This is a genomic window from Paenibacillus popilliae ATCC 14706, assembly GCF_000315235.1.
Lineage (GTDB): Bacteria > Bacillota > Bacilli > Paenibacillales > Paenibacillaceae > Paenibacillus_B > Paenibacillus_B popilliae.
The window spans coordinates 19,052-38,506 of the sequence record NZ_BALG01000031.1 but is presented as its reverse complement, the minus strand read 5'-3'; the positions used below and the strand labels follow the sequence as shown (position 1 = coordinate 38,506).

18 protein-coding genes are annotated in these 19,455 nt (G+C 55.2%); 16 read left to right on the top strand and 2 right to left on the bottom strand.

Annotated features, from left to right (window positions below; genetic code table 11):
* Nucleotides 1–173: 173 nt before the first annotated feature.
* Entirely contained in the window at nt 174–632 is a 459-nt protein-coding gene (locus tag PPOP_RS03955) for a hypothetical protein (RefSeq protein ID WP_006284765.1), read from the bottom strand.
* A gap of 632 nt (nt 633–1,264) precedes the next feature.
* Between PPOP_RS03955 and PPOP_RS03950 the strand changes: the two genes are divergently transcribed.
* From PPOP_RS03950 to PPOP_RS03900, 11 genes are all read left to right on the top strand, one after another.
* The gene (locus tag PPOP_RS03950) at nt 1,265–1,828 is read left to right on the top strand and encodes a hypothetical protein (RefSeq protein ID WP_006284764.1); all 564 of its coding nucleotides are present in this window, start codon (nt 1,265–1,267) and stop codon (nt 1,826–1,828) included.
* Between the two features lie 235 nt (nt 1,829–2,063).
* A complete protein-coding gene (locus PPOP_RS23810; protein WP_006284763.1) occupies nt 2,064–2,222 on the top strand; it encodes a hypothetical protein in 159 nt (52 codons plus the stop codon).
* Between the two features lie 465 nt (nt 2,223–2,687).
* Nucleotides 2,688–3,362, top strand: coding sequence for a TorD/DmsD family molecular chaperone (locus PPOP_RS03940; protein WP_006284762.1), 675 nt, complete (start codon nt 2,688–2,690; stop codon nt 3,360–3,362).
* 249 nt (nt 3,363–3,611) lie between these two features.
* The gene (gene cls / locus PPOP_RS03935) at nt 3,612–5,123 is read left to right on the top strand and encodes a cardiolipin synthase (protein ID WP_042227351.1); all 1,512 of its coding nucleotides are present in this window, start codon (nt 3,612–3,614) and stop codon (nt 5,121–5,123) included.
* Nucleotides 5,124–5,430: 307 nt separating this feature from the next.
* Nucleotides 5,431–6,093, top strand: coding sequence for an L-serine ammonia-lyase, iron-sulfur-dependent subunit beta (gene sdaAB, locus PPOP_RS03930; RefSeq protein WP_006284760.1), 663 nt, complete (start codon nt 5,431–5,433; stop codon nt 6,091–6,093).
* A 34-nt stretch (nt 6,094–6,127) separates the two neighbouring features.
* Complete coding sequence (gene sdaAA, locus PPOP_RS03925) at nt 6,128–7,051, top strand: L-serine ammonia-lyase, iron-sulfur-dependent, subunit alpha (protein ID WP_006284759.1); 924 nt, start codon at nt 6,128–6,130, stop codon at nt 7,049–7,051.
* A 192-nt stretch (nt 7,052–7,243) separates the two neighbouring features.
* Complete coding sequence (gene fni / locus PPOP_RS03920) at nt 7,244–8,293, top strand: type 2 isopentenyl-diphosphate Delta-isomerase (protein WP_006284758.1); 1,050 nt, start codon at nt 7,244–7,246, stop codon at nt 8,291–8,293.
* A 206-nt stretch (nt 8,294–8,499) separates the two neighbouring features.
* The gene (locus PPOP_RS03915) at nt 8,500–9,063 is read left to right on the top strand and encodes an ECF-type riboflavin transporter substrate-binding protein (protein ID WP_006284757.1); all 564 of its coding nucleotides are present in this window, start codon (nt 8,500–8,502) and stop codon (nt 9,061–9,063) included.
* Between the two features lie 303 nt (nt 9,064–9,366).
* The gene (locus PPOP_RS03910) at nt 9,367–10,722 is read left to right on the top strand and encodes a sodium-dependent transporter (protein ID WP_042227344.1); all 1,356 of its coding nucleotides are present in this window, start codon (nt 9,367–9,369) and stop codon (nt 10,720–10,722) included.
* 166 nt (nt 10,723–10,888) lie between these two features.
* Nucleotides 10,889–11,878 carry a hypothetical protein gene (locus PPOP_RS03905; RefSeq protein ID WP_006284755.1) on the top strand — a complete coding sequence of 330 codons (990 nt, stop codon included), beginning with the start codon at nt 10,889–10,891 and terminating at the stop codon, nt 11,876–11,878.
* Nucleotides 11,879–12,101: 223 nt separating this feature from the next.
* Nucleotides 12,102–13,262, top strand: coding sequence for a hypothetical protein (locus PPOP_RS03900; protein WP_006284754.1), 1,161 nt, complete (start codon nt 12,102–12,104; stop codon nt 13,260–13,262).
* 87 nt (nt 13,263–13,349) lie between these two features.
* Here the strand turns inward: PPOP_RS03900 and PPOP_RS23285 are convergent, their stop codons facing one another.
* Nucleotides 13,350–13,493: a hypothetical protein gene (locus PPOP_RS23285; RefSeq protein ID WP_199898941.1), complete on the bottom strand. Its 144-nt coding sequence runs from the start codon at nt 13,491–13,493 to the stop codon at nt 13,350–13,352.
* A 304-nt stretch (nt 13,494–13,797) separates the two neighbouring features.
* Here PPOP_RS23285 and ychF point away from each other — a divergent pair, with 304 nt between their 5' ends.
* From ychF to PPOP_RS03875, 5 genes are all read left to right on the top strand, one after another.
* Nucleotides 13,798–14,898 (top strand): redox-regulated ATPase YchF, encoded by a 1,101-nt coding sequence (gene ychF, locus PPOP_RS03895; protein ID WP_006284752.1) that lies wholly within the window; start codon nt 13,798–13,800, stop codon nt 14,896–14,898.
* A gap of 69 nt (nt 14,899–14,967) precedes the next feature.
* Nucleotides 14,968–16,041 carry a peptide chain release factor 1 gene (prfA, locus tag PPOP_RS03890; protein ID WP_006284751.1) on the top strand — a complete coding sequence of 358 codons (1,074 nt, stop codon included), beginning with the start codon at nt 14,968–14,970 and terminating at the stop codon, nt 16,039–16,041.
* Nucleotides 16,038–16,994, top strand: coding sequence for a peptide chain release factor N(5)-glutamine methyltransferase (prmC, locus tag PPOP_RS03885; RefSeq protein ID WP_042227341.1), 957 nt, complete (start codon nt 16,038–16,040; stop codon nt 16,992–16,994). The genes prfA and prmC overlap by 4 nt, the downstream gene beginning before the upstream one ends.
* 263 nt (nt 16,995–17,257) lie before the next feature.
* Entirely contained in the window at nt 17,258–18,031 is a 774-nt protein-coding gene (gene spoIIR / locus PPOP_RS03880) for a stage II sporulation protein R (protein ID WP_006284749.1), read from the top strand.
* Between the two features lie 218 nt (nt 18,032–18,249).
* Nucleotides 18,250–19,419: an L-threonylcarbamoyladenylate synthase gene (locus PPOP_RS03875; protein WP_006284748.1), complete on the top strand. Its 1,170-nt coding sequence runs from the start codon at nt 18,250–18,252 to the stop codon at nt 19,417–19,419.
* The last annotated feature ends 36 nt before the right edge of the window (nt 19,420–19,455 follow it).

Below are 19,455 nucleotides of genomic sequence, written 5' to 3'. Positions count from 1 at the left end.
CAAATTCAAACACAGCTTAGAGCTGCATAGGGATACTGTCAGTTTTTTTGGTTTACATTTTCTTGAAGTGTTTATTGGCATGTACAGTTACTAAATTAGAAGTTGATTTGATTGAACTACAAAAGAAATTAAATAAAATAGAGTAGCACATCAGTGCTACTCTATTTTATTTTTTAACTGTGAACTACGGAGCGTGCAGTAAAATGAATAACTCCGTCTCCTGCATATTTAACCTTAATGGTAGTAGTAATCGTATAAGTACGATTACTTATTTCTCCTATTCCTTTTCCTGCAACAGTAATAGCAACAGTAAATTGGGCACGTGAAGAAACGGTTCTATCATTATTACTTACAATAGAGCTTTCTTGAGACAAAAAATTTATTGGCCACACTGATTTGGTTCCTGCAGTACTTGTAGAGATTATTTCTGCCTGTCTCCTGTAAATTTTATAATCCGTTTGAAGATTCATCACATCTAATCCTGGAGATATAAAATATTGAGCCTCATTCGTAAACTTTTGTCCGACTCGCGCTGTACGCCATTGTTCTCCTGTATCTGTTAGAACTTTTCGTTTTACTCTTTTGTTTATTTCAGAAGTTTCTGTAATGTCTTTCATCATACTATCAATCATTTGGTGATGTATTTCTTTCAATTTTTCTTTGTTAGGGAAAGCTACTCGTTCTCCTTCCCCATTCGTTTGAACTGATTTTCCAGAAGCTTTTGTTGCAGGTACTTCTTGAGCAAACGCATTATTATTTTTTCTTTAGATGTATTATCAAAGCTGTATGTACGTAAATATACCATATACTCACAAGAAAAAAAGGGATGTTTTTCAGGAATAACCGTGAAGCAACATTTCAACGAGGAGAGCGATGGTCAAACCCAAGTTGGGAAAAGGTACCACAGTCGGTTGATGCCTTAAACGGACGTATGCGAGCCTACCATTGCGATCTACAGGCATTACGACACGCGTTTATCCGCTTTTTATGGTGATGAAGTAGGGGCTGCTATGCGTGGCCCTTTTTTGTTGACTTAAATCGAAGCGTACAGCGAGCCGCTCATCATCCGAAAGGGGAATGGGGCAAGTAAGCCAGTTGTATTGGAGCTATAGAATGGGAAAAGTACCATGTTGGCCGATATCGCTGCTTATATGATAATTGCAGACGGCGAGGCCGGAGCGGAGTTATACAGCAGTTGACCTCCATTTTTTGCATGGTAATATATGTTATAATAAGAAACTTGAAATTTTTAGGAGGGTACAGGATGAAAATACTTAAAAAGTTGTTGTCAATTGTGGTAGTATGTTCATTGGTTGTATCGTTGGCAGGTGTTTCTAATGCTTCCCCAGGGCAAGTTGGAGTTGAGCATTCCTATTCCGTTGCTCATGAGAAACATATCAGAATCAGCAAAGAGGACTACACTACCTATGTAAAGTACCATGAAACTCCTCGAACGGTTGACATTCGGGTCGTAGACAAGCACACAGGTCAAACCGTGTTTAACGAATACGACGTTTCTATCGGAACCGTGTTATCTTGGTTGGAACAGCCAACAGAAAGGAATAGACAAAAGCGATTTGGGTTTGTCATTCCGTTAGCATGGGGCGTTGCTGAAATCATCACCACAGGCCTTACCGTAGCTACTGGTGTTACGTTAATGGAGTCAAGAGGAGTCCCGATTGGAAAACCTAATAGAAAGCAACAAGGTCGAGAAATGAACACAAAGCAAAGATCTAATTCAAAATGGAAAAGTCGTTCGAATAAAGATTCAAATCGTCCTATGAAAAAGCATACGCCTAGCCCAAAACATAAGGGCGGGAAGAAATAGAAGGGGTTTAAAAAACTTTGGAAGAAAGAACTGGATTACGAATACGTTCTGATAAAGGTGTAGATGTTGTTTTAAAAAAAGCATTTGTTCATTTTGCGAAATGGTTACGATGTCATTATCATTTTCCTAAAAGAGTGCCTGTTTATGTAAAAGAGAAGATGAACCTCGTATTCGAATTGCTACCGGTGATTTTTATGACTTAGAAAAAGAACATGGCCGTAGAGATGCTATTTTAATGATTTTGCATAGTTTAGCTCATGAATTGCAACATTACTATCAATGGTTAGAAGATGAAGAGTTTCTTGAGGATGAAGCAGAAGATGGAGCAGATGAGCTGATTTGCGAATACATAGAAGATAAATTCGAAGAGTTTTGGTCTTCGTTGAATAGTTAAGCTGGGGCTATCGTAGTGGGTGGTGATACTGTGAACGACAAATAGACCCCGCCTAGCCAGCCAGAATGGGGCACGTATACGTATATGATGAATGCAGATTCGTTCATGCGGTAGGTGTCCGGAAGGTACGACGACCATGGCATGCATAGCGCTAATGCCTGACTCTTGCAAGTCGGGATGAGGAACATAGGATTACATAAACAGCGACCATAAAGGGAAACCGTTTTTGTACAAAAAGAAAACCGAGATCTAAACATTTGCAGGTGATGAAGTAGAGGGCTGCTATGCGCGGCCCTTTTTTTGTTGACTCAAATCGAAGCGTACAGCGAGCCGCTGTTCACACAAGATTCACACACGCCGCTTTCAAGCACGAAATAGTTGTATTTTGTCACAGCTTTCCAATTCCCGATAGGGGACAATAATGGGTAAGCAAGGGAATTCATCATCATATGGAGGGGACAGGCCATGTTGTTAGCGGCAGATCGACCGGCACAGTGGAATGAAGAGACCGTTGAACGGCTGGAGACGCGGATGGCGGCATATCAATTGCTGGCGGACTACTTGGGTCATATGCCAACGCTCGATATCTTGATGTCATGGCGCAATCATGAAGGGATGAAGCGGTTATGCCGCCATTCCGGGGCTGCCTGCGACCTGTACGCGTTGTTGGAAAATTTGTCGGTAAGCCAAATGTACGCTATATTCTCTTCCTTGCGCGATGACTATTGCCGCTTATTTGGAAGCTCGGGACAACTTCCTGTCGCGCCTTGTGAGACGATGTACCGGGCCAACGAACAGAAGCTGCCGCAGAGCTACGCTCAGATTGTAAGGCAGCATTATGCCGAATTCAGCCTCTACTTCAAGAAGATGAACGGCGAGCCGGATGATCATATCGCCATCGAGCTGGAATTTATGGCCGTCCTGATTGGCAAAATGCTCGACAATGTCATGACCGCAGAGCGTTACCACCGTTACATGGACGGACAGCGGCGCTTCGTGCTGGATCATTTGACGCGTTGGGCTCCGCGCTTCGGTGAAGACTTGGCCCGGCATGCGGATCATCCGCTCTACTGCGCGATCGGGCGGCTGTTGGTGGAGTTCATGGGCAGTGAGGCTGAGCAGGCCGGGGAGACGGCGTAAGCAGCGGCACGCAGGAAGTACCGCCAAGATACAGAACCAGGTCAAGGAACTGGAACTGATTCAGATACAAACGATCTTTCTGCGGAAAGGCCTTTTTTATAGATTTCCATGGATGTCACCCCCATATTTAAGCGAGCGCTTGCCGAATATAATAGGGAAAAGAGGAAATGGCGGCCCATGCCGGGCACAATGTTTCAAAAAATTCCTATGAGAGAAGCGCGCCGTTATGGCGTGAATGGGGGCCTCGTCATGAGAAGAGCGCTGCAAGTCGGATTGTTTCTTATCTTGTTCCTCGCATTTGGTTATTATGTGAATGGCACGATTGGCCAAAATATCACGACGGCGCTGAGCATGATGATGACGCTCGCTGTTGTATCGGTGGCGATTATCATTTTTATGGAGAACCGGCATCCTTCCAGCACGGTCGCTTGGATATTGGTGCTGGCGGTGGTGCCTGTCGTCGGCTTCATCTTTTATCTCTTGTTCGGCCAAAATTACCGCAAGCGTCGCCGGTATACCCGGAAAGCGCAGCAGGACAAGTGCACCTATACCTTCGTAGAGAAGGAGTCGAAGCAGATCCGGGAGGAGGCGCTGGCTCCCATGACGTCGGATCAGCGCCATCTGCTCCGTCTAACCAGCCGCATCAGCAAGTGTCCGATTTCGTTTGCGTCGGATACGCGCATTCTGAATAACGGTAAAGAGACGTTCGGGGCATTGCTTGCAGAGCTGAAGCAGGCCGAGCACCATATTCATATGGAATATTACATATACCGCGATGACGACATCGGAAGCCGCATTGCCCAGATTTTGATGGACAAGGCCCGGGCCGGCGTCGAGGTCCGGTTCATGATCGATGCGGTCGGGAGCATGCAACTGCGCAAAGCCTTCCTGCAGGAGCTTCGGAATGCCGGCGTGCAGGTGGCCGTCTTCGGCCATGTGAAGTTCCCGATCTTCTCCAATCGGGTCAATTACCGGAACCACCGCAAGATCGTTGTCGTCGACGGCAATGTGGCGTTTATGGGCGGCCTCAATGTTGGGGATGAATATTTGAGCCGCAATAAGACGTACGGCTTCTGGCGGGATACGCACATGATCGTGCGCGGCGACGCGGTGCGGACGCTGCAGATCATTTTCCTGCAGGACTGGGCCCATACAAGCGGAGACACGCTCAATGGGACGAAATACCTCCAGCCTGAGCCGATAGAGGCCACGGTGGGCGCGGTGCAGATGATCGCGAGCGGGCCACATCAGGAATTCAAGACGATGAAGAACCTATTTTTTGCCATGCTGACCTCGGCCCGACGCTCGATCTGGATAGCGACTCCGTATTTCATTCCGGATGAGGATATTTTTACCGCGCTGCGGGTAGCGGCCTTGAGCGGCATCGAGGTGAAGCTGTTGTTCCCGGGCAAGCCTGATAAATGGCTGCCGTTTCTAGCCTCCCATTCCTATTTTCTTGGTCTGTTGGAGGTTGGCGTTCAAATCTACGAATATGAAAAAGGCTTTCTCCATTCGAAGCTCATCATCGTGGACGGCGAAGTAGCGACGATCGGCACTGCGAACATGGACATGCGCAGCTTCTACCTTAACTTCGAGGTAAATGCACTGCTTATCCGTACAGAGAGCGTTGAACGGCTGAGCCGGGAATTCGAGCAGGATTTGGAATCGGCCGTGCCGATCTCGGACGACCAATTTGCCAACAAAAAAGTCATTACCCGCTTCCTCGAGTCAGCAGCCCGCTTGTTCTCGCCACTGCTGTAGGCAGAGACGGAAGCCCGGTGGGGCCGCGATTGGCGGGCGCCGCTCCTGTCGTCCATCTGTACCTAATCAGCCCCTAAATCGAACTGCTTTGGTTCGTGCAAATCGTCTTTTTTATGTCGAAATCCCCTCTAGACAGACATAAAGCCGGAAAAAGGGCTTGCCCTCTGGCTGCCGGATTGGTAGGATGGTGGTTAAAGTGCTTTCATTTTAACATTTGCCCGATAGAACACGTCCACTGCCGTGTATTCTATCGTATGGCGTGCGGAGCCGGATTCGATTATGGATACGCATAGAAGGAGGAACAGCGGTGAAATATCGCAGCGTGTTTGACATCATTGGTCCGATTATGGTCGGACCGTCCAGTTCACATACGGCGGGCGCTGCCAAGATTGGCCGCCTGGCCCGCAGCATATTCGGGAGACAGCCGAAGAAGGTGCATATTTACCTGTACGGCTCCTTCGCAGAGACTTATAAAGGCCATGCGACGGATGTCGCGCTCGTGGCCGGTCTGCTCGATTTTGATACGAATGACGCCCGGCTTCCGCAGTCGCTCCAACTGGCGGAGGACGCTGGGATGACGGTCGAGATAACGGCCGAAGATGTGGTGTCGGAGCATCCGAACACGGCCCGCATCCGTCTGTCGGATGACCAGGAGGATATGGAAGTGACCGGTATCTCGATCGGCGGCGGGAAGGTGGAGATTGTCGAGCTGAACGGCTTTAAGCTGAAGCTGACCGGCCAGTGTCCGGCCATCCTCATCTTGAATGATGACCGCTATGGCGTTATTGCGGGGGTGACGCGGATTTTGAGCGAGGCCAGGGTCAACATCGGCCATATGGAGGTCAGCCGCAAGGAAAAGGGCAAAATGGCGCTGATGGTGATTGAGACCGACGAAATGATCGATGAGGCAATGTTCGGGCAGATTCGCGGACTTTCCGGCGTAAACCGCGTGCTCTGCATGGAAGACTGATGCGCTGTCCAATCTAAGGGAGAGGTGATGAAATATGTTCCGCAATGTGGCTGAGCTGGTTGCGCTCGCAGAGGAACGATCGTGCAAATTGGCGCACATAATGATAGAGCAAGAGATGGAAGTGAAGCGGATGACGCGCGAGGCGGTCGTCGCCCAGATGGAGCGCAATCTCGATGTGATGGAGCAGGCGGTCGCACGGGGGCTGTCCGGCGTGAAGTCCCACTCGGGCCTGACGGGCGGAGACGCCGTGAAAGTCCAGCAATATGTCGCCTCCGGCAAAGCATTAAGCGGCCGCACGCTGCTCGATGCGGTCGGCAAGGCGATAGCGACCAATGAAGTGAACGCGGCGATGGGTCTTATCTGTGCGACGCCAACGGCCGGCGCCGCAGGAGTGGTGCCCGGGACGCTGTTCGCGCTCAAGGAGAAGCTGAACCCAACACGAGAGCAGATGGTGGAATTTCTGTTCACGGCTGGCGCGTTTGGTCTCGTGGTGGCGAACAATGCATCTATCAGCGGGGCGGCTGGCGGCTGCCAAGCTGAGGTTGGCTCGGCGGCGGGCATGGCGGCGGCGGCCATAACCGAGCTGGCCGGGGGCACGCCGCAGCAGGCGGCGAATGCGATGGCGATCGCGCTAAAAAATATGCTCGGCCTTGTCTGCGACCCGGTCGCCGGGTTGGTGGAGGTGCCGTGCGTGAAGCGCAACGCCTTGGGGGCATCCAATGCGATGGTAGCAGCCGATATGGCACTGGCCGGAGTGGAGAGCCTCATTCCGTGTGATGAAGTCATTGAAGCGATGTTCCACGTTGGACAAAGCATGCCGATGACGATGAAGGAGACGGCGCTTGGCGGTCTGGCGGCGACGCCGACGGGCATCCGGCTGAAGAAGGAGATTTTCGGCGAAAACTCGGGTTCCGGTGCGGCCGATTCCGCTCAGCCGGAGTTATGCCAGATGCCGTAGCCGCGAGTTGGATGGCTTCGCGCACAGGGCTTGGCTGAATCGCTAACACAAGTCTGTAAGGTCTTTGAACCGGAAGGGAAGCCTTCCTGGTTCGGAGGCCTTTTTTTAAAATAGATGAACGTATACGACAGCGTCCAGTTTTGCTATGCTAATGATGCTGGAAATCGCCGAAGACGATGAAGGAGGTTCACAATGGAGGAACGGCAGCCAGCTCCTAGAGGAGCAACCGAGCAGCGCAAGACGGAGCATGTTCGCATATGTTTGGAGGAAGCGGTAAATGGCATCGGAGTCACGACGGGGCTCGAACGTTACCGCTTTCTTCATCAGGCGATGCCCGAGCTGGATTTCCGTGAGATCGATCTGGCGACGGAATGGCTGGGCAAGCGGATTCGCACGCCTTTCCTTATCAGCTCGATGACCGGGGGCAGTAGTATAGCTGCCCCGATCAACCGCCGACTGGCCGCAGTGGCGGAGGCGCGGGGCTGGGCGATGGGCGTAGGCTCCGTACGGGCGGCGGTGGAGAACCCGAGACTATCGGGCACATTTCGGATTCGGGATATCGCGCCGACGGTGCCGATCTATTCGAATATCGGAGCCGTTCAGTTGAACATGGGGATGGGGATCGAGGAATGCTGCCGCGCCGTGGAACTGGTGAAAGCGGACGGCTTAATTCTCCATCTGAACGCGTTGCAGGAAGTGTTCCAGCCTGAGGGAGACGTCAACTTCGCAGGATTGCTGCGTCGTATTGAAGAATTATGCTGTCGGCTGGACGTACCCGTTGGCATCAAGGAGGTCGGCTGGGGAATCGCCGGCGATACCGCGCGGCAGCTCGCCGATGCCGGTGCGGCATTCATCGACGCGGCCGGCGCGGGCGGCACGTCGTGGAGCCAGGTTGAGAAGCTGCGCGCGGCCGACCCGATACGCCGCCGTGCGGCCGAAGCCTTCGCCGACTGGGGAATTCCGACGGCGGAGAGCATCCGGCTTATCCGGGCGGAGCTGCCGCACCAGCCACTTATCGCAAGTGGCGGACTGCGTACCGGCGTCGATGCGGCGAAGGCGCTGGTGCTCGGCGCGGATCTGGCCGGATTTGGCCGCTTCCTGCTGGCCGCCGCCGCCGATTCGGAGGAGGCGGTAGACGAGGTGCTGGCACAGGTGGAGCTGGAGCTTCGCATCGTCATGTTCGGCATTGGAGCGGGCAGCATTCGGGAACTGCGCGCCACCAATCGATTGATGCCAAATTAGGAAAGCTCTGCTATAATGGATCCAGCGGCCACAGAACCCGAACCTGTGGCCTCTTTTGTGCTCCCGGCCCTCCAAGCTCGGAGCGACGCCCAATCTGCGGCTAACGGAATCACAATTAATGTTCGGATTTCAGGCATATCACTCTCATAAGACTGCCGAACGGGTGAAGGTCGATACATATAAAACAAGGAAAGAAGGGTTGAAGCATGAAACAATTGATGTTCAACTTCAGCACCAAAACGGTGGTTGCCATCGGGATTGGAGCGGCATTGTACGACTTACTGACCACCATTACGATTCCGATGGTGCTGCAGACGGGCCTGCGCCCGGCCATTGCGATTCTGACTGTTTTCGGCGCGATGTTCGGTCCGATCACTGGCCTGTTGAGCGGGGCCATCGGTCATATCATTGCCGATTTGACTTGGGGTGGTGGCGAGATCTGGTGGACATGGGTGCTTGGAACCGCGATTTCCGGATTCGGAATGGGTCTCATCTACATAAACAAATCTTTTGATGTCAACGAAGGCCGTTCGACGAAGGGCGCCATCTGGATGCTCGCCATCACCGGCTCGCTGGCGCTAGCTGTCGGCTGTGGACTGTCCAGCATCATGGATGTATATTTGCTGGGAGAGGCACCGGACAAAATGTGGCTTCAATTCGTTGCTTCGACCTTGGCCAACATCGCTGTTCATTTGGTGCTGGGCATCTCGGCCGTGCTTGGTCTTATCCGCTTGAATCGCCGCAATTCGAATTTGCGGGTACTGAAATAAGCTGCCATTAGAGAATGGAGTTGCGCGTATTGACACTGTCGATGAAATATATGTCCCTTATGCCGATTACAATCTTCTTCATTTATAAAACTATACGACGCATCCGACCCGGCGGGACATGCTAGCATCCCTTCGCCTGAGGCAATCGGTGGGCTGAAACCGGATAGACTCACCTCTCGGGAGGAGCCTATTGTATTGGATACAAGTATTGCAGTAATCAGTGTTTGCGGTTAACCTATAAAGAAAACAGCGCAGAGCAAGTGGTGCAATCCAGCGCAGATCAAGGGGTGCAATAAGGTACGCATGTCAAGACAACGAAAATCAACCTATCATCGTACAGACGGAAACAAAGATCAATTCAGCAGCTCTTCTGGGTTTATTCTAGCGGCCATCGGCAGCTCGGTAGGGCTGGGCAACATGTGGAAGTTCCCCTATGTCACCGGCCAAAATGGGGGGGGCGCTTTTTTCCTTCTATTCGTCCTGTGTCTCTTGGTCGTCGGGCTTCCGGTGCTGCTGGGCGAGCTGACGGTCGGCCGGGCAGGCAGGGGGGATCCGGTCACGGCCTTCCGCAAGCTGTCCGGGAAGAGAGGCTGGGGCGCGATCGGATTTATCGCAGTGCTTTCTCCCTTTCTTATTTTAACGTATTATAGCACGATTGCAGGCTGGACACTTCATTATGCCTTCGAATCGGTGACGGGAGTCTTGTATACCGATCCGGATTATGAAGGGCATTTCTTGGCCTTCACCGCTGGCTGGGGGCCTGTTCTGTGGCAGTTGGCCGTGCTTCTGCTGACTGGCTACATCATTGCCCGCGGCATTACGGGAGGGCTTGAGAAATTCAATAAAATCGTCATCCCCGGACTTCTGCTCATTTTGCTGGTCATGCTGGTATGGACATTGACGCTGGAAGGTGCCGGCGAAGGGATAGCCTACTTTTTGTATCCCGATTTTTCAAAATTGACGTTTCAATCCGCGTTGATGGCGCTTGGGCTTGCATTCTTCTCCCTTTCTCTCGGGGTAGGAGCAATGATTACGTATGGCGCATACGTGGATTCACATCAGTCGCTGCCCACGGCGACTCTGGCGGTTGGGGCCGGGGATCTGGTGTATGCGCTGATTGCCGGACTCATTATTTTCCCGACGATCTTCACATTCGGAATCGCGCCGAATTCGGGGCCCGGCCTTGTTTTCGCGGCCCTGCCCGCCGCTTTCGCCTCGATGCCGTATGGCGAGTGGTTCGGCGGGCTATTCTTTATTCTGCTCGCCATCGCGGCACTTACATCTTGTCTGTCGCTGATCGAAGTTCCGGTGGCTTTCATTATCCGGCGCTTCCAGATAAAGCGCGGCTGGGCGACGATGCTTGTCATGGGCGCGGTATATGTTATCGCCCTCCCGGCGACGCTGGCCGCCGGCGGCGTATTGACAGATTGGAAGCCGGGCGGCCGCAATCTGTTCAATTGGCTCGACTTCGTCACCTCCAATATTATGCTGCCGTTAAGCGGCTTATTTGTGACGCTCCTGATCGGCTTCGTCTGGACCGGCGCCAAGGAGGAAGCCGGGCTCCGTCCGTTCATGGGACGGATGTGGGGAGCGATGATACGCTATGTAGTGCCCATTTTGATTATTCTTATTTTCCTCTCCACCATCGGTATATTATGACGGTTTTTGATCCTTTGTCCCTTGCTCCGAAAAAAAACGACGGCGAAGTGCAACATCTGTCAACCTGGGCCCGTCTGTAACAATGAACGCGGCAATTCACCCAACTGATTCGCAATGGTGAAGCGTCGAACTTAGAGGCAACAGGACACGACGAGGAGGAATTCAGATGAAAAAGCGTACATGGACAACTATGATAATGACTGTAAGCATGCTTGTGATGGTGGCAATGCCGTTGACTGCGGTGGCCCAAGAGAATAATAACAGAGTGATGGGTCAAGTCGTCAACCAACAGGCAGACCGTTACGAGAAAGACAGCAAGCATGAGGACATGGATCGGCCAATTCAACAGGACTGGCTCGCCACGACTGGCACAATGGAAGAAATCCGCATCAATAAGGACGGTGCTTACGTCACGGTTGTCGGCGAAGGAGTGCAGGCCAACGCGCAGGATACGGTGAAGCTATACTTGACGGAGGACACGGCAATCGTGGATCAGAACGGCAATAAGGCGCAATTGCACCAAGCGGTGAAAAACGGCTGGACGGTGACAGCTTGGTACGGTCCGAAGCTGACCCGCAGCATTCCGGCGCAAGGCACGGCGGAAAAGATCGTCGTCGAGAGCCCGAGCAATAACGATGACGAGCAAAAGAACGGAATGAAAACGGATGGCATCATCGTGGACGCAAGCAAGGATCGCATCGAACTGCTAGGCGAGAATCGGGTTATTCTGAACATTACCGACAAGACCGTCATCAAGGACGAAGAGGGCAACAAGCTGACAGCCGATGCACTCAAGGACAATGTCATTGTAGAAGCAAGCTACGGCCCGGCTATGACGAGAAGCCTGCCCCCGATCAGCAACGCAACCAGCATCGTGGTCAAAGGAGAAACAGTTCGTAAAACAGGCACGATTCTGGATGTGAATGCAAAAGAAGATCGAGCGTCGATTCGGCTGGATGTGAATTCCGACGGGAATACCGGTAACGATATGGTGTTGTCCGTCAGCAAGGATACGATGATTGTGACCAAGGACGGCCAGGAGCTGAAGGTAAGTGAGCTAGAGGCTGGCCAAAAAATTATCGGCTTCCATTCGCAAATTATGACCTTGTCCCTGCCGCCGATAAGCCCTGCCTATCAAATTGTAGTAACGGAGTAACCGTGGAATGAGACAGTCCGGCCGGAGTGATTCTGGCCGGACTGTTCGTATGTTCAAATCAGATTCCATCGGGTGTTCAATGCATTTTGGGAGGGGATACGGCCAACGGGTATTTTTTTCGACATTTTCCGATATTTTCAGTAACTTCCCGGGCCTGAAGTGATATAATGGCAATTAAAACCACGGCCCTAATGGAAAGGGCAGGCATTTGGAGGAGAGAGTAATGGGGACGGCTTATGAAGCGGGATGGCTGCATGCGTTCGGCTCTGGGGATTATATGCCCGAATTGCTCAATGTGATAGAGAACGGCTCGCGGGAGCAATCGGCAGATGCGGCCCATTCGCTATTCGAACAATTATGCAGCGACGGCAATGAGATGGATATCGCCGTTTGCGGGCTGATTCATCCGCTGATCGATATTTTGACCGTGCAGAACAAATCGGTGGCCAAGGCGACGATTTTGAACGGCATCGCCCAGGTGCTGCGTCTGACGGCGACCCGCGGACTTCCGTTCGGCGTCACGCCGAACGCCCGGATTCAGCACGCGGCAGGGGAGAATGAAGCCGAACAGTTGGCCGCACGGTGGCTGGTTGCCCTGCGGGATCGGTTCGCAGACTGGACCGCCCTCCTGCATGAAGACGAGCAGGCGGCGATTCAGGCCATCTATGTTATTCACTTGATGCAGGATGCAGCGCCGGAAGCGGAGGATCTGCTGCTTCACGCTTCCCTGGACGGGGCTTCGGAGCGCGTTAGGTTGAACGGGCTGATAGCCCTTGCCGATTGCCGCCGTCGGCTTCATAAGCCGTTCAATCCTTCGCTTGCGTTCGGTCAACACCGCGACGATGTGAGGGAGGAAGCTGTCCGTTCCATCTGCATGGTGCTGGCCGGGCAAGAGCCGCTGGGGCAATACGAGTGGGAGCTGCTGATTCAAGGCTGCGCCTTGCCCCGGTTCGACCGGATTCAATTCCCATGGGCTGACGGCGCCATTTCTTCCGTATGTGCTCAGGCGGCATGTCTGGCTCTTGCACGATCCACATCGCGCGAGGAGCGGGCCGACTTTTGGATGAAGGCATTGGAACGGACCATTCAGGCGCACCGCCAGTGCTCCCGTCAGGTCGTATGGGAAATCGGGGCCTCGACGGTGCGATGGGATGAAGAGTGGCTGCAGTGGAATTGGAATGGGCCGATGCTGGTGGCGGACGGGATGCTATCCTCCTTGTTCGCGGGGGGGCGCGACGCGGAGGCTGAGATCGAACCTGAGAATGAGCCGCCCGTCGTCGCGAAAGTAATCAAGCTATGCCTGCAGTGTCAGGTGGAGATGCCGAATGCCGGGCGGTATGGAGCAAGCCGTCTCATACGAAGCCTGTACCGTCATCTTACCTAGGCCTCTTCGGCTGCGGATTAGGAGGGCCGCCTGAGGTGGCCCGCTTTCCATTAGCTGTAGCGGTCTGTTGCCGCAATGGAGAATCCCTTACTTGTCCCTTGCCCGCCTGTCGGGAAGCGGATTGATCGATTTGGCCTCTTCGACGTTATCGTTTACGAAGGCCATGTCCTGGTTTTGGGCTTTCATTTTCGTCGTGCCTTTGTAGTTGCCGCGATGCGTTTTGTTTTCCATCGTCTTGCACCTCTTTTCTTCCTGAGCTAATGAATGGGCGGGAATCAAGGCCCGATTCTTACTTTTCACCGATGGCGGATGACTTATCCACTTACCGCGAAAAGGGAGTCGAACCCGGAATATGTAGGCAATTCGGAAAAAATCCAGTCGATGACTAGGTTTTTTTTGTGTTGTTGGTTATAATGGTTAAGGAATTTTTGCGTCCTTTCTACAGTAAATGATCAATGACAGGGCAGGCCTTGAACCTTGCTGACACAATGCACTTATGGATAAAGCACATCGAAAGAAGGAGTTGTCATGATAAATGGCTTTGAAAGCTGGTATCGTCGGACTGCCGAATGTTGGCAAATCAACGTTGTTCAATGCGATTACGCAAGCAGGGGCGGAATCCGCTAATTACCCGTTCTGCACGATCGATCCGAATGTCGGCGTGGTGGCGGTTCCCGATGAGCGTCTGGATAAATTGACCGAGCTCGTCGTGCCGAACAAGACGGTGCCGACGGCATTCGAATTCGTCGATATTGCCGGCCTTGTTCGCGGCGCGAGCAAGGGCGAAGGGCTCGGGAACAAATTCCTGGCCCATATCCGCGAGGTGGACGCGATCGTTCACGTCGTCCGCTGCTTCGAGGATGAAAACATTACGCACGTGGACGGCAAAGTGAATCCGGTTAGCGATATCCAGACGATCAATTTGGAACTGATTCTGGCGGACCTCGAATCGGTCGAGAAGCGTCTTGAGCGGACGAAGAAGAACATGAAGAGCGGTGACAAGAAATTCGCTCAAGAGGCAGAAGTGCTCGAGCGCCTCAAGGAAGCGCTTTACCATGATCAGCCAGCTCGCAGTCTGGATGTAACCGATGACGAGAAACTGCTCGTGCGCGATCTGCATCTGTTGACGATGAAGCCGGTGCTCTATGCGGCGAACGTGAGCGAGGATGGCATAGCGGATACGGATAACAATCCGTACGTGCAGCAGGTGCGCGATTTCGCGGCGAAAGAGAATGCGGAGGTCGTGCCGATCAGTGCCAAGGTCGAAGCGGAAATCGCGGAGCTGGACGGCGAGGATAAGGAGATGTTCCTGCAGGAGCTCGGGCTGGAAGAGTCCGGTCTGAACCGGCTCATCAAGGCGGCTTACCGCCTGCTTGGGCTGTATACGTACTTCACCGCAGGCGTGCAGGAAGTGCGCGCGTGGACGATCCGCAAGGGCATGAAGGCGCCGCAGGCGGCGGGCGTTATCCATACCGACTTTGAGCGCGGGTTTATTCGAGCGGAAGTGGTGTCTTATGACGATCTGGTCGCAGCCGGTTCAATGAACGTCGTGAAGGAGCAGGGCAAGCTGCGGCTGGAAGGCAAGGAATACGTCGTGCAGGACGGAGACGTCATGCACTTCCGGTTCAATGTATAGATAAGAGCATGCGCTGATTGCCCGGCGGCGGCATATTGCTGTTGAATATCAGAAAGAGGTGAACGTGATATGTTGGACCGTCTGCAATCTTTGGCGGATCGCTATGACAAATTGAGTGAATTGCTGTGCGATCCGGATGTAGCGAGCGATCCGAAGAAGCTGCGTGACTATTCGAAAGAACAGTCCGATTTGCAGCCTGCGTACGAAGCCTATATGGAATACAAAAACGTAAAAAGTGAGCTGGATACAGCGAAAGCCATGCTGCAGGAAAAGCTGGACGATGACATGCGCGAAATGGTGAAGATGGAAATCGAGGAACTGGAGGAGCGCAAGGTCAAGCTGGAGGAGCACATCCGCCTGCTGCTGCTGCCGAAGGACCCGAACGACGACAAGAATGTCATCGTCGAGATTCGCGGCGCGGCCGGCGGCGACGAAGCGGCGCTGTTCGCGGCCGATCTATACCGCATGTATACGCGCTACGCCGATGCCCAGGGCTGGCGCACGGTGCTGATGGAAGCCAATATCAGCGATCTGGGTGGATTCAAGGAAGTTATCTTCCTCGTCTCCGGCAAGGGCGCTTACAGCAAGCTGAAATACGAGAGCGGCGCGCATCGCGTGCAGCGCATTCCGGCGACGGAATCAGGCGGCCGTATTCACACTTCGACCTCTACCGTCGCCGTCATGCCGGAGATCGATGAAGTGGACGTGGAGATTCTCGACAAGGACATTCGGGTCGATACATTCTGTTCGTCCGGTGCCGGCGGGCAATCCGTCAACACGACCAAGTCAGCCGTGCGGGTAACCCACATTCCGACAGGCATCGTGGCGACCTGTCAGGACGGCAAATCCCAGAACGACAACAAAGAGAAGGCCCTTCAAGTGCTGCGGGCCCGGATATATGATATCAAGCGGCAGGAAGAGGAAGCGAAATACGCAGGCGAACGGAAAAGCAAGGTCGGCACCGGCGATCGCAGCGAGCGCATCCGGACGTACAACTTCCCGCAGAGTCGCGTGACGGATCACCGCATCGGTCTGACGCTGCACAAGCTGGATCAGGTGATGAACGGAGATGTGGAAGAGATTATACAGGCGCTGACACTGACCGAACAGGCCGAGCGGATGGAGCGGGAGAATCACGCATGAGCCAGTCCGACGGATCGAAGCAGGGGGCACAAGGCTTTTTCCGCATAGCCTGGCCATTAACGATAAGAGAAGCCTGGGTACAGGCTTCTTCTTTTTTGGAGACAAGCGGGGTGGAGAATGCGCCGCATCATGCGGAGCTGCTGCTGCGCCATGTGCTCGGCTGGAATCGTGCGGCCTATCTCGTGCGGCTGCCCGATCCGATGCCCGAAGCGGCCTGCCGTCCGTACGAGGCCGCGATTGAACGGCGGGCCGGAGGCGAGCCGACCCAATATATTGTCGGGGAACAGCATTTCTACGGCCTGCCGTTCGCAGTGTCTCCGGATGTGCTGATTCCGCGTCCGGAGACGGAGATGCTGGTGGAGGCGATCGCTGCCGAAGCGGATCGCCTCTGGCTGGCCGGGACCGCGCTGCGGGCGGCCGACATCGGCACCGGCAGCGGTGCCATCGCCTGCACGCTGGCGCATCTGCGGCCGTCCTGGCAGGTGACGGCGACCGACATCTCGCCGGCGGCGCTCCGCATGGCGCAATCCAACGCCGAGCAGCTCGGCGTGGCGGGGCGTCTGACCTGGCGCGAGGGCGACCTGCTGGCCCCGCTCGCCGGCGGCCGCCTGGACGTGCTTGTGTCCAACCCGCCGTATATCCCGGCCGCCGAGATTGGCGGGCTTATGCGCGAGGTGCGGGATTATGAGCCACGCATGGCGCTGGACGGCGGTGCGGACGGGCTCGACCCGTATCGCCGCATTGTCGCCATGCTGCCCTTGCTGGACTGCCCGCCGCGCCTTATCGGCTTCGAGGTCGGCCAGGGCCAAGCCCGCGACGTAGCCGCGCTGCTAGAGGCGGCAGGCTACGGGGAACGGCTCGTCGTCGTGCCGGATCTGGCCGGAATTGAGCGCCATGTCATTGGCGTGCGCGCCATGCAGCCGGACGATGAAGAGCCGACTGGCCGTAGTTGAAGCGGAAGACGGCACGGCCGGCCGCTGAGTGTTGCGGGCCAGAGCAGCTCCCAATACGTGCCTATGAGCGAGTAAATCGCTAGATAATCATGTTCATTATTGATAGAGTTCCTCTCCCTTCGCGGCCTGTCTCACAGGCACCCCTTGGGGGCGGGACTCTATTTTTTATTCTATGAATCGTGAAATGCGGACGTTTAATCCTGCCGTTGCCGGACATACTGATAGGCAAGAGGCGCGCCCAACCTCACAAGGAGTAGAAGAACATGAAATCACGGATGTTCGTACTCGGTCTCGTGCTGGCCATCGTCGCCGCTGGGACGTGGATGCGTTGGGATCAAGGCCGTACGGCGGCTGTAAAGGCAGGAATGACAGCGGCGGAAGCCGGACAGACGACGGTAGCGGCGATACCCGAGGATGCGATTCGGCTGCGCGTGCTGGCGAATTCAGACACGGACGACGACCAGCGGGCGAAGCTGCTGGTGCGGGATCGCGTTGTCGAGCAATTGAACGGCTGGCTGCGGCAGCAAGCCCCTCCGCAGACGCGGAAGGAAGCCCGGGAATTCATCGCCGTCCATCTCGAAGAGCTGGAGAACACGGTCAGCCGGACGCTGGCGGAGGCAGGCATACCGTATACGGCGAAGCTGACACTGGGCGAGGCGCCGTTCCCAGCGAAGCTGTACGGCGGCCAGATTTATCCGGCGGGCATGTACGAGTCGCTGCTCGTTGCGCTGGGCGCGGGGGAAGGCCAGAACTGGTGGTGCGTTCTGTTCCCGCCGCTCTGCTTCATTGACGGCGATACGGGCCAGGCGAAGGCGGATTCCGGTACTGAAAGCGAAGGCGTCTCATCGGCAGCGGAGAGGCAGGATGGAGCTCCGGCGGACGGGGCAAGTAAAACGGTCGGGGCTGCCGGTGGATCAGTCGCTGTGGGGGCGGAGCCAAGTGCGGATGGCGGGACGGAAGTGCGCTTCTTTTTATGGGATATATTGATAAGCTTGTTCCAATGGCTGGCAGAGGTGTGGAATGCTCTTATCGGTTAATTATAGGTTCCTCTGCTTCCTCTGCCTGCAATTGGTTCGCAATCGGCTTGGTATCGTTGCCGTCCATTGCGGGCCGGCCGGGCAGCGCCGCATGTAGACGAGCTCTCGGCAATTATGATACAACTAGAAGAAGACATCAATTCGACGGGATGGACGGGGAGATGCCGGAGCTCTTTTGGCATCTTTCTTGCGTTGATCCCCATCTGAGAGAATAAGGAATGAACGTCATGAATCCATTCAATGAGCCGAAGCTTACCGACCAGCCTGCGGAAGCGGCTGTCGGCTGCGAGGGTGAAGCCACGAAGCACTGGACGGTCGACGCGGAGCGGCCGCTGGAGGAACAGCCGGCTATTATGGAGGCGGCGGCCCTGCTTGCCGCCGGCGGCACGGTCGCCTTTCCGACCGAGACGGTCTACGGCCTCGGCGCCAACGCGCGCGATACGCAGGCCGTCGAACGCATCTTCGCCGCCAAGGGGCGCCCGTCCGACAATCCGCTCATCGTCCATATCGCCGATATGGCGATGCTGGATGAACTGGTCGAGCCGTTCGGCAGGACGGCGCGCCGCCTAATGGAGCGGTTCTGGCCCGGCCCGCTTACGATCGTACTGCCGGCGTGCCCCGGAGCCGTCTCGCCGCGGGTGACGGCCGGCCTCGACACGGTCGGCGTCCGCATGCCGGCCCATCGTACGGCGCTGGCCTTGATCCGTGCCGCTGCTTGTCCGGTGGCCGCTCCGAGCGCGAACCGTTCCGGCCGCCCAAGCCCGACGCGGGCCGGGCATGTCGCCGAGGATCTGGACGGCCGCATCGGGGGCATCGTCGACGGCGGCCCGACCGGCGTCGGCGTCGAATCGACCGTCGTGGAACTGCACGGCGACCGCATTCATGTTCTGCGCCCCGGCGGCGTGACGACCGCCATGCTGCGTGAGATTGCCGCCGCGCTCACGATCGACCCGGCTGTCGATCCGGACGGCGGGCTGGTGGCTTCCGCCGCGCAGGAAGCTGGTGAAGCGCTGGCGCCGCGCTCCCCGGGCATGAAATATGCCCATTATGCGCCGCAAGGCACGCTCGCGATCGTGCAGAGCTTCTCGACGGAAGCCGCGCTCTGCCGCATTCAGGCGGAGCTCGACGCCGCCCGGCAGCGTGGAGAGCGCACCGGTGTGCTCGCTTTCACCGAGCATGCCGCGGTCTACCGCGCGGATGTCGTCGTGCCGTTGGGCAGCGTGTCCGCGCCGGAGGAGGCGGCGCACCGGCTGTACGAAGGGCTGCGCCGCTTCGATGAGGAAGGGGTCAGCTTCATCATGGCGGAGGCTTGCTCTACCGAAGGGATCGGATTGGCGGTCATGAACCGGTTGCTGAAGGCCGCCGGGCATCGCATGATCCGCTGCTGAACGGCTAGGATAGCCGCTAGCCGTTACGTCTCGCGC

Coding starts and splice junctions, on each gene's coding strand:
- PPOP_RS23810 (WP_006284763.1), top strand. CDS start 2,064: ATGATTTTGCATAGTTTAGCTCATGAATTGCAACATTACTATCAATGG.
- ychF (WP_006284752.1), top strand. CDS start 13,798: ATGGCTTTGAAAGCTGGTATCGTCGGACTGCCGAATGTTGGCAAATCA.
- PPOP_RS03915 (WP_006284757.1), top strand. CDS start 8,500: ATGAAACAATTGATGTTCAACTTCAGCACCAAAACGGTGGTTGCCATC.
- PPOP_RS03875 (WP_006284748.1), top strand. CDS start 18,250: ATGAACGTCATGAATCCATTCAATGAGCCGAAGCTTACCGACCAGCCT.
- PPOP_RS03955 (WP_006284765.1), bottom strand. CDS start 632: ATGATTGATAGTATGATGAAAGACATTACAGAAACTTCTGAAATAAAC.
- PPOP_RS03910 (WP_042227344.1), top strand. CDS start 9,367: ATGTCAAGACAACGAAAATCAACCTATCATCGTACAGACGGAAACAAA.
- sdaAA (WP_006284759.1), top strand. CDS start 6,128: ATGTTCCGCAATGTGGCTGAGCTGGTTGCGCTCGCAGAGGAACGATCG.
- PPOP_RS03900 (WP_006284754.1), top strand. CDS start 12,102: ATGGGGACGGCTTATGAAGCGGGATGGCTGCATGCGTTCGGCTCTGGG.
- PPOP_RS03950 (WP_006284764.1), top strand. CDS start 1,265: ATGAAAATACTTAAAAAGTTGTTGTCAATTGTGGTAGTATGTTCATTG.
- cls (WP_042227351.1), top strand. CDS start 3,612: ATGAGAAGAGCGCTGCAAGTCGGATTGTTTCTTATCTTGTTCCTCGCA.
- PPOP_RS23285 (WP_199898941.1), bottom strand. CDS start 13,493: ATGGAAAACAAAACGCATCGCGGCAACTACAAAGGCACGACGAAAATG.
- spoIIR (WP_006284749.1), top strand. CDS start 17,258: ATGAAATCACGGATGTTCGTACTCGGTCTCGTGCTGGCCATCGTCGCC.
- PPOP_RS03905 (WP_006284755.1), top strand. CDS start 10,889: ATGAAAAAGCGTACATGGACAACTATGATAATGACTGTAAGCATGCTT.
- prmC (WP_042227341.1), top strand. CDS start 16,038: ATGAGCCAGTCCGACGGATCGAAGCAGGGGGCACAAGGCTTTTTCCGC.
- fni (WP_006284758.1), top strand. CDS start 7,244: ATGGAGGAACGGCAGCCAGCTCCTAGAGGAGCAACCGAGCAGCGCAAG.
- prfA (WP_006284751.1), top strand. CDS start 14,968: ATGTTGGACCGTCTGCAATCTTTGGCGGATCGCTATGACAAATTGAGT.
- PPOP_RS03940 (WP_006284762.1), top strand. CDS start 2,688: ATGTTGTTAGCGGCAGATCGACCGGCACAGTGGAATGAAGAGACCGTT.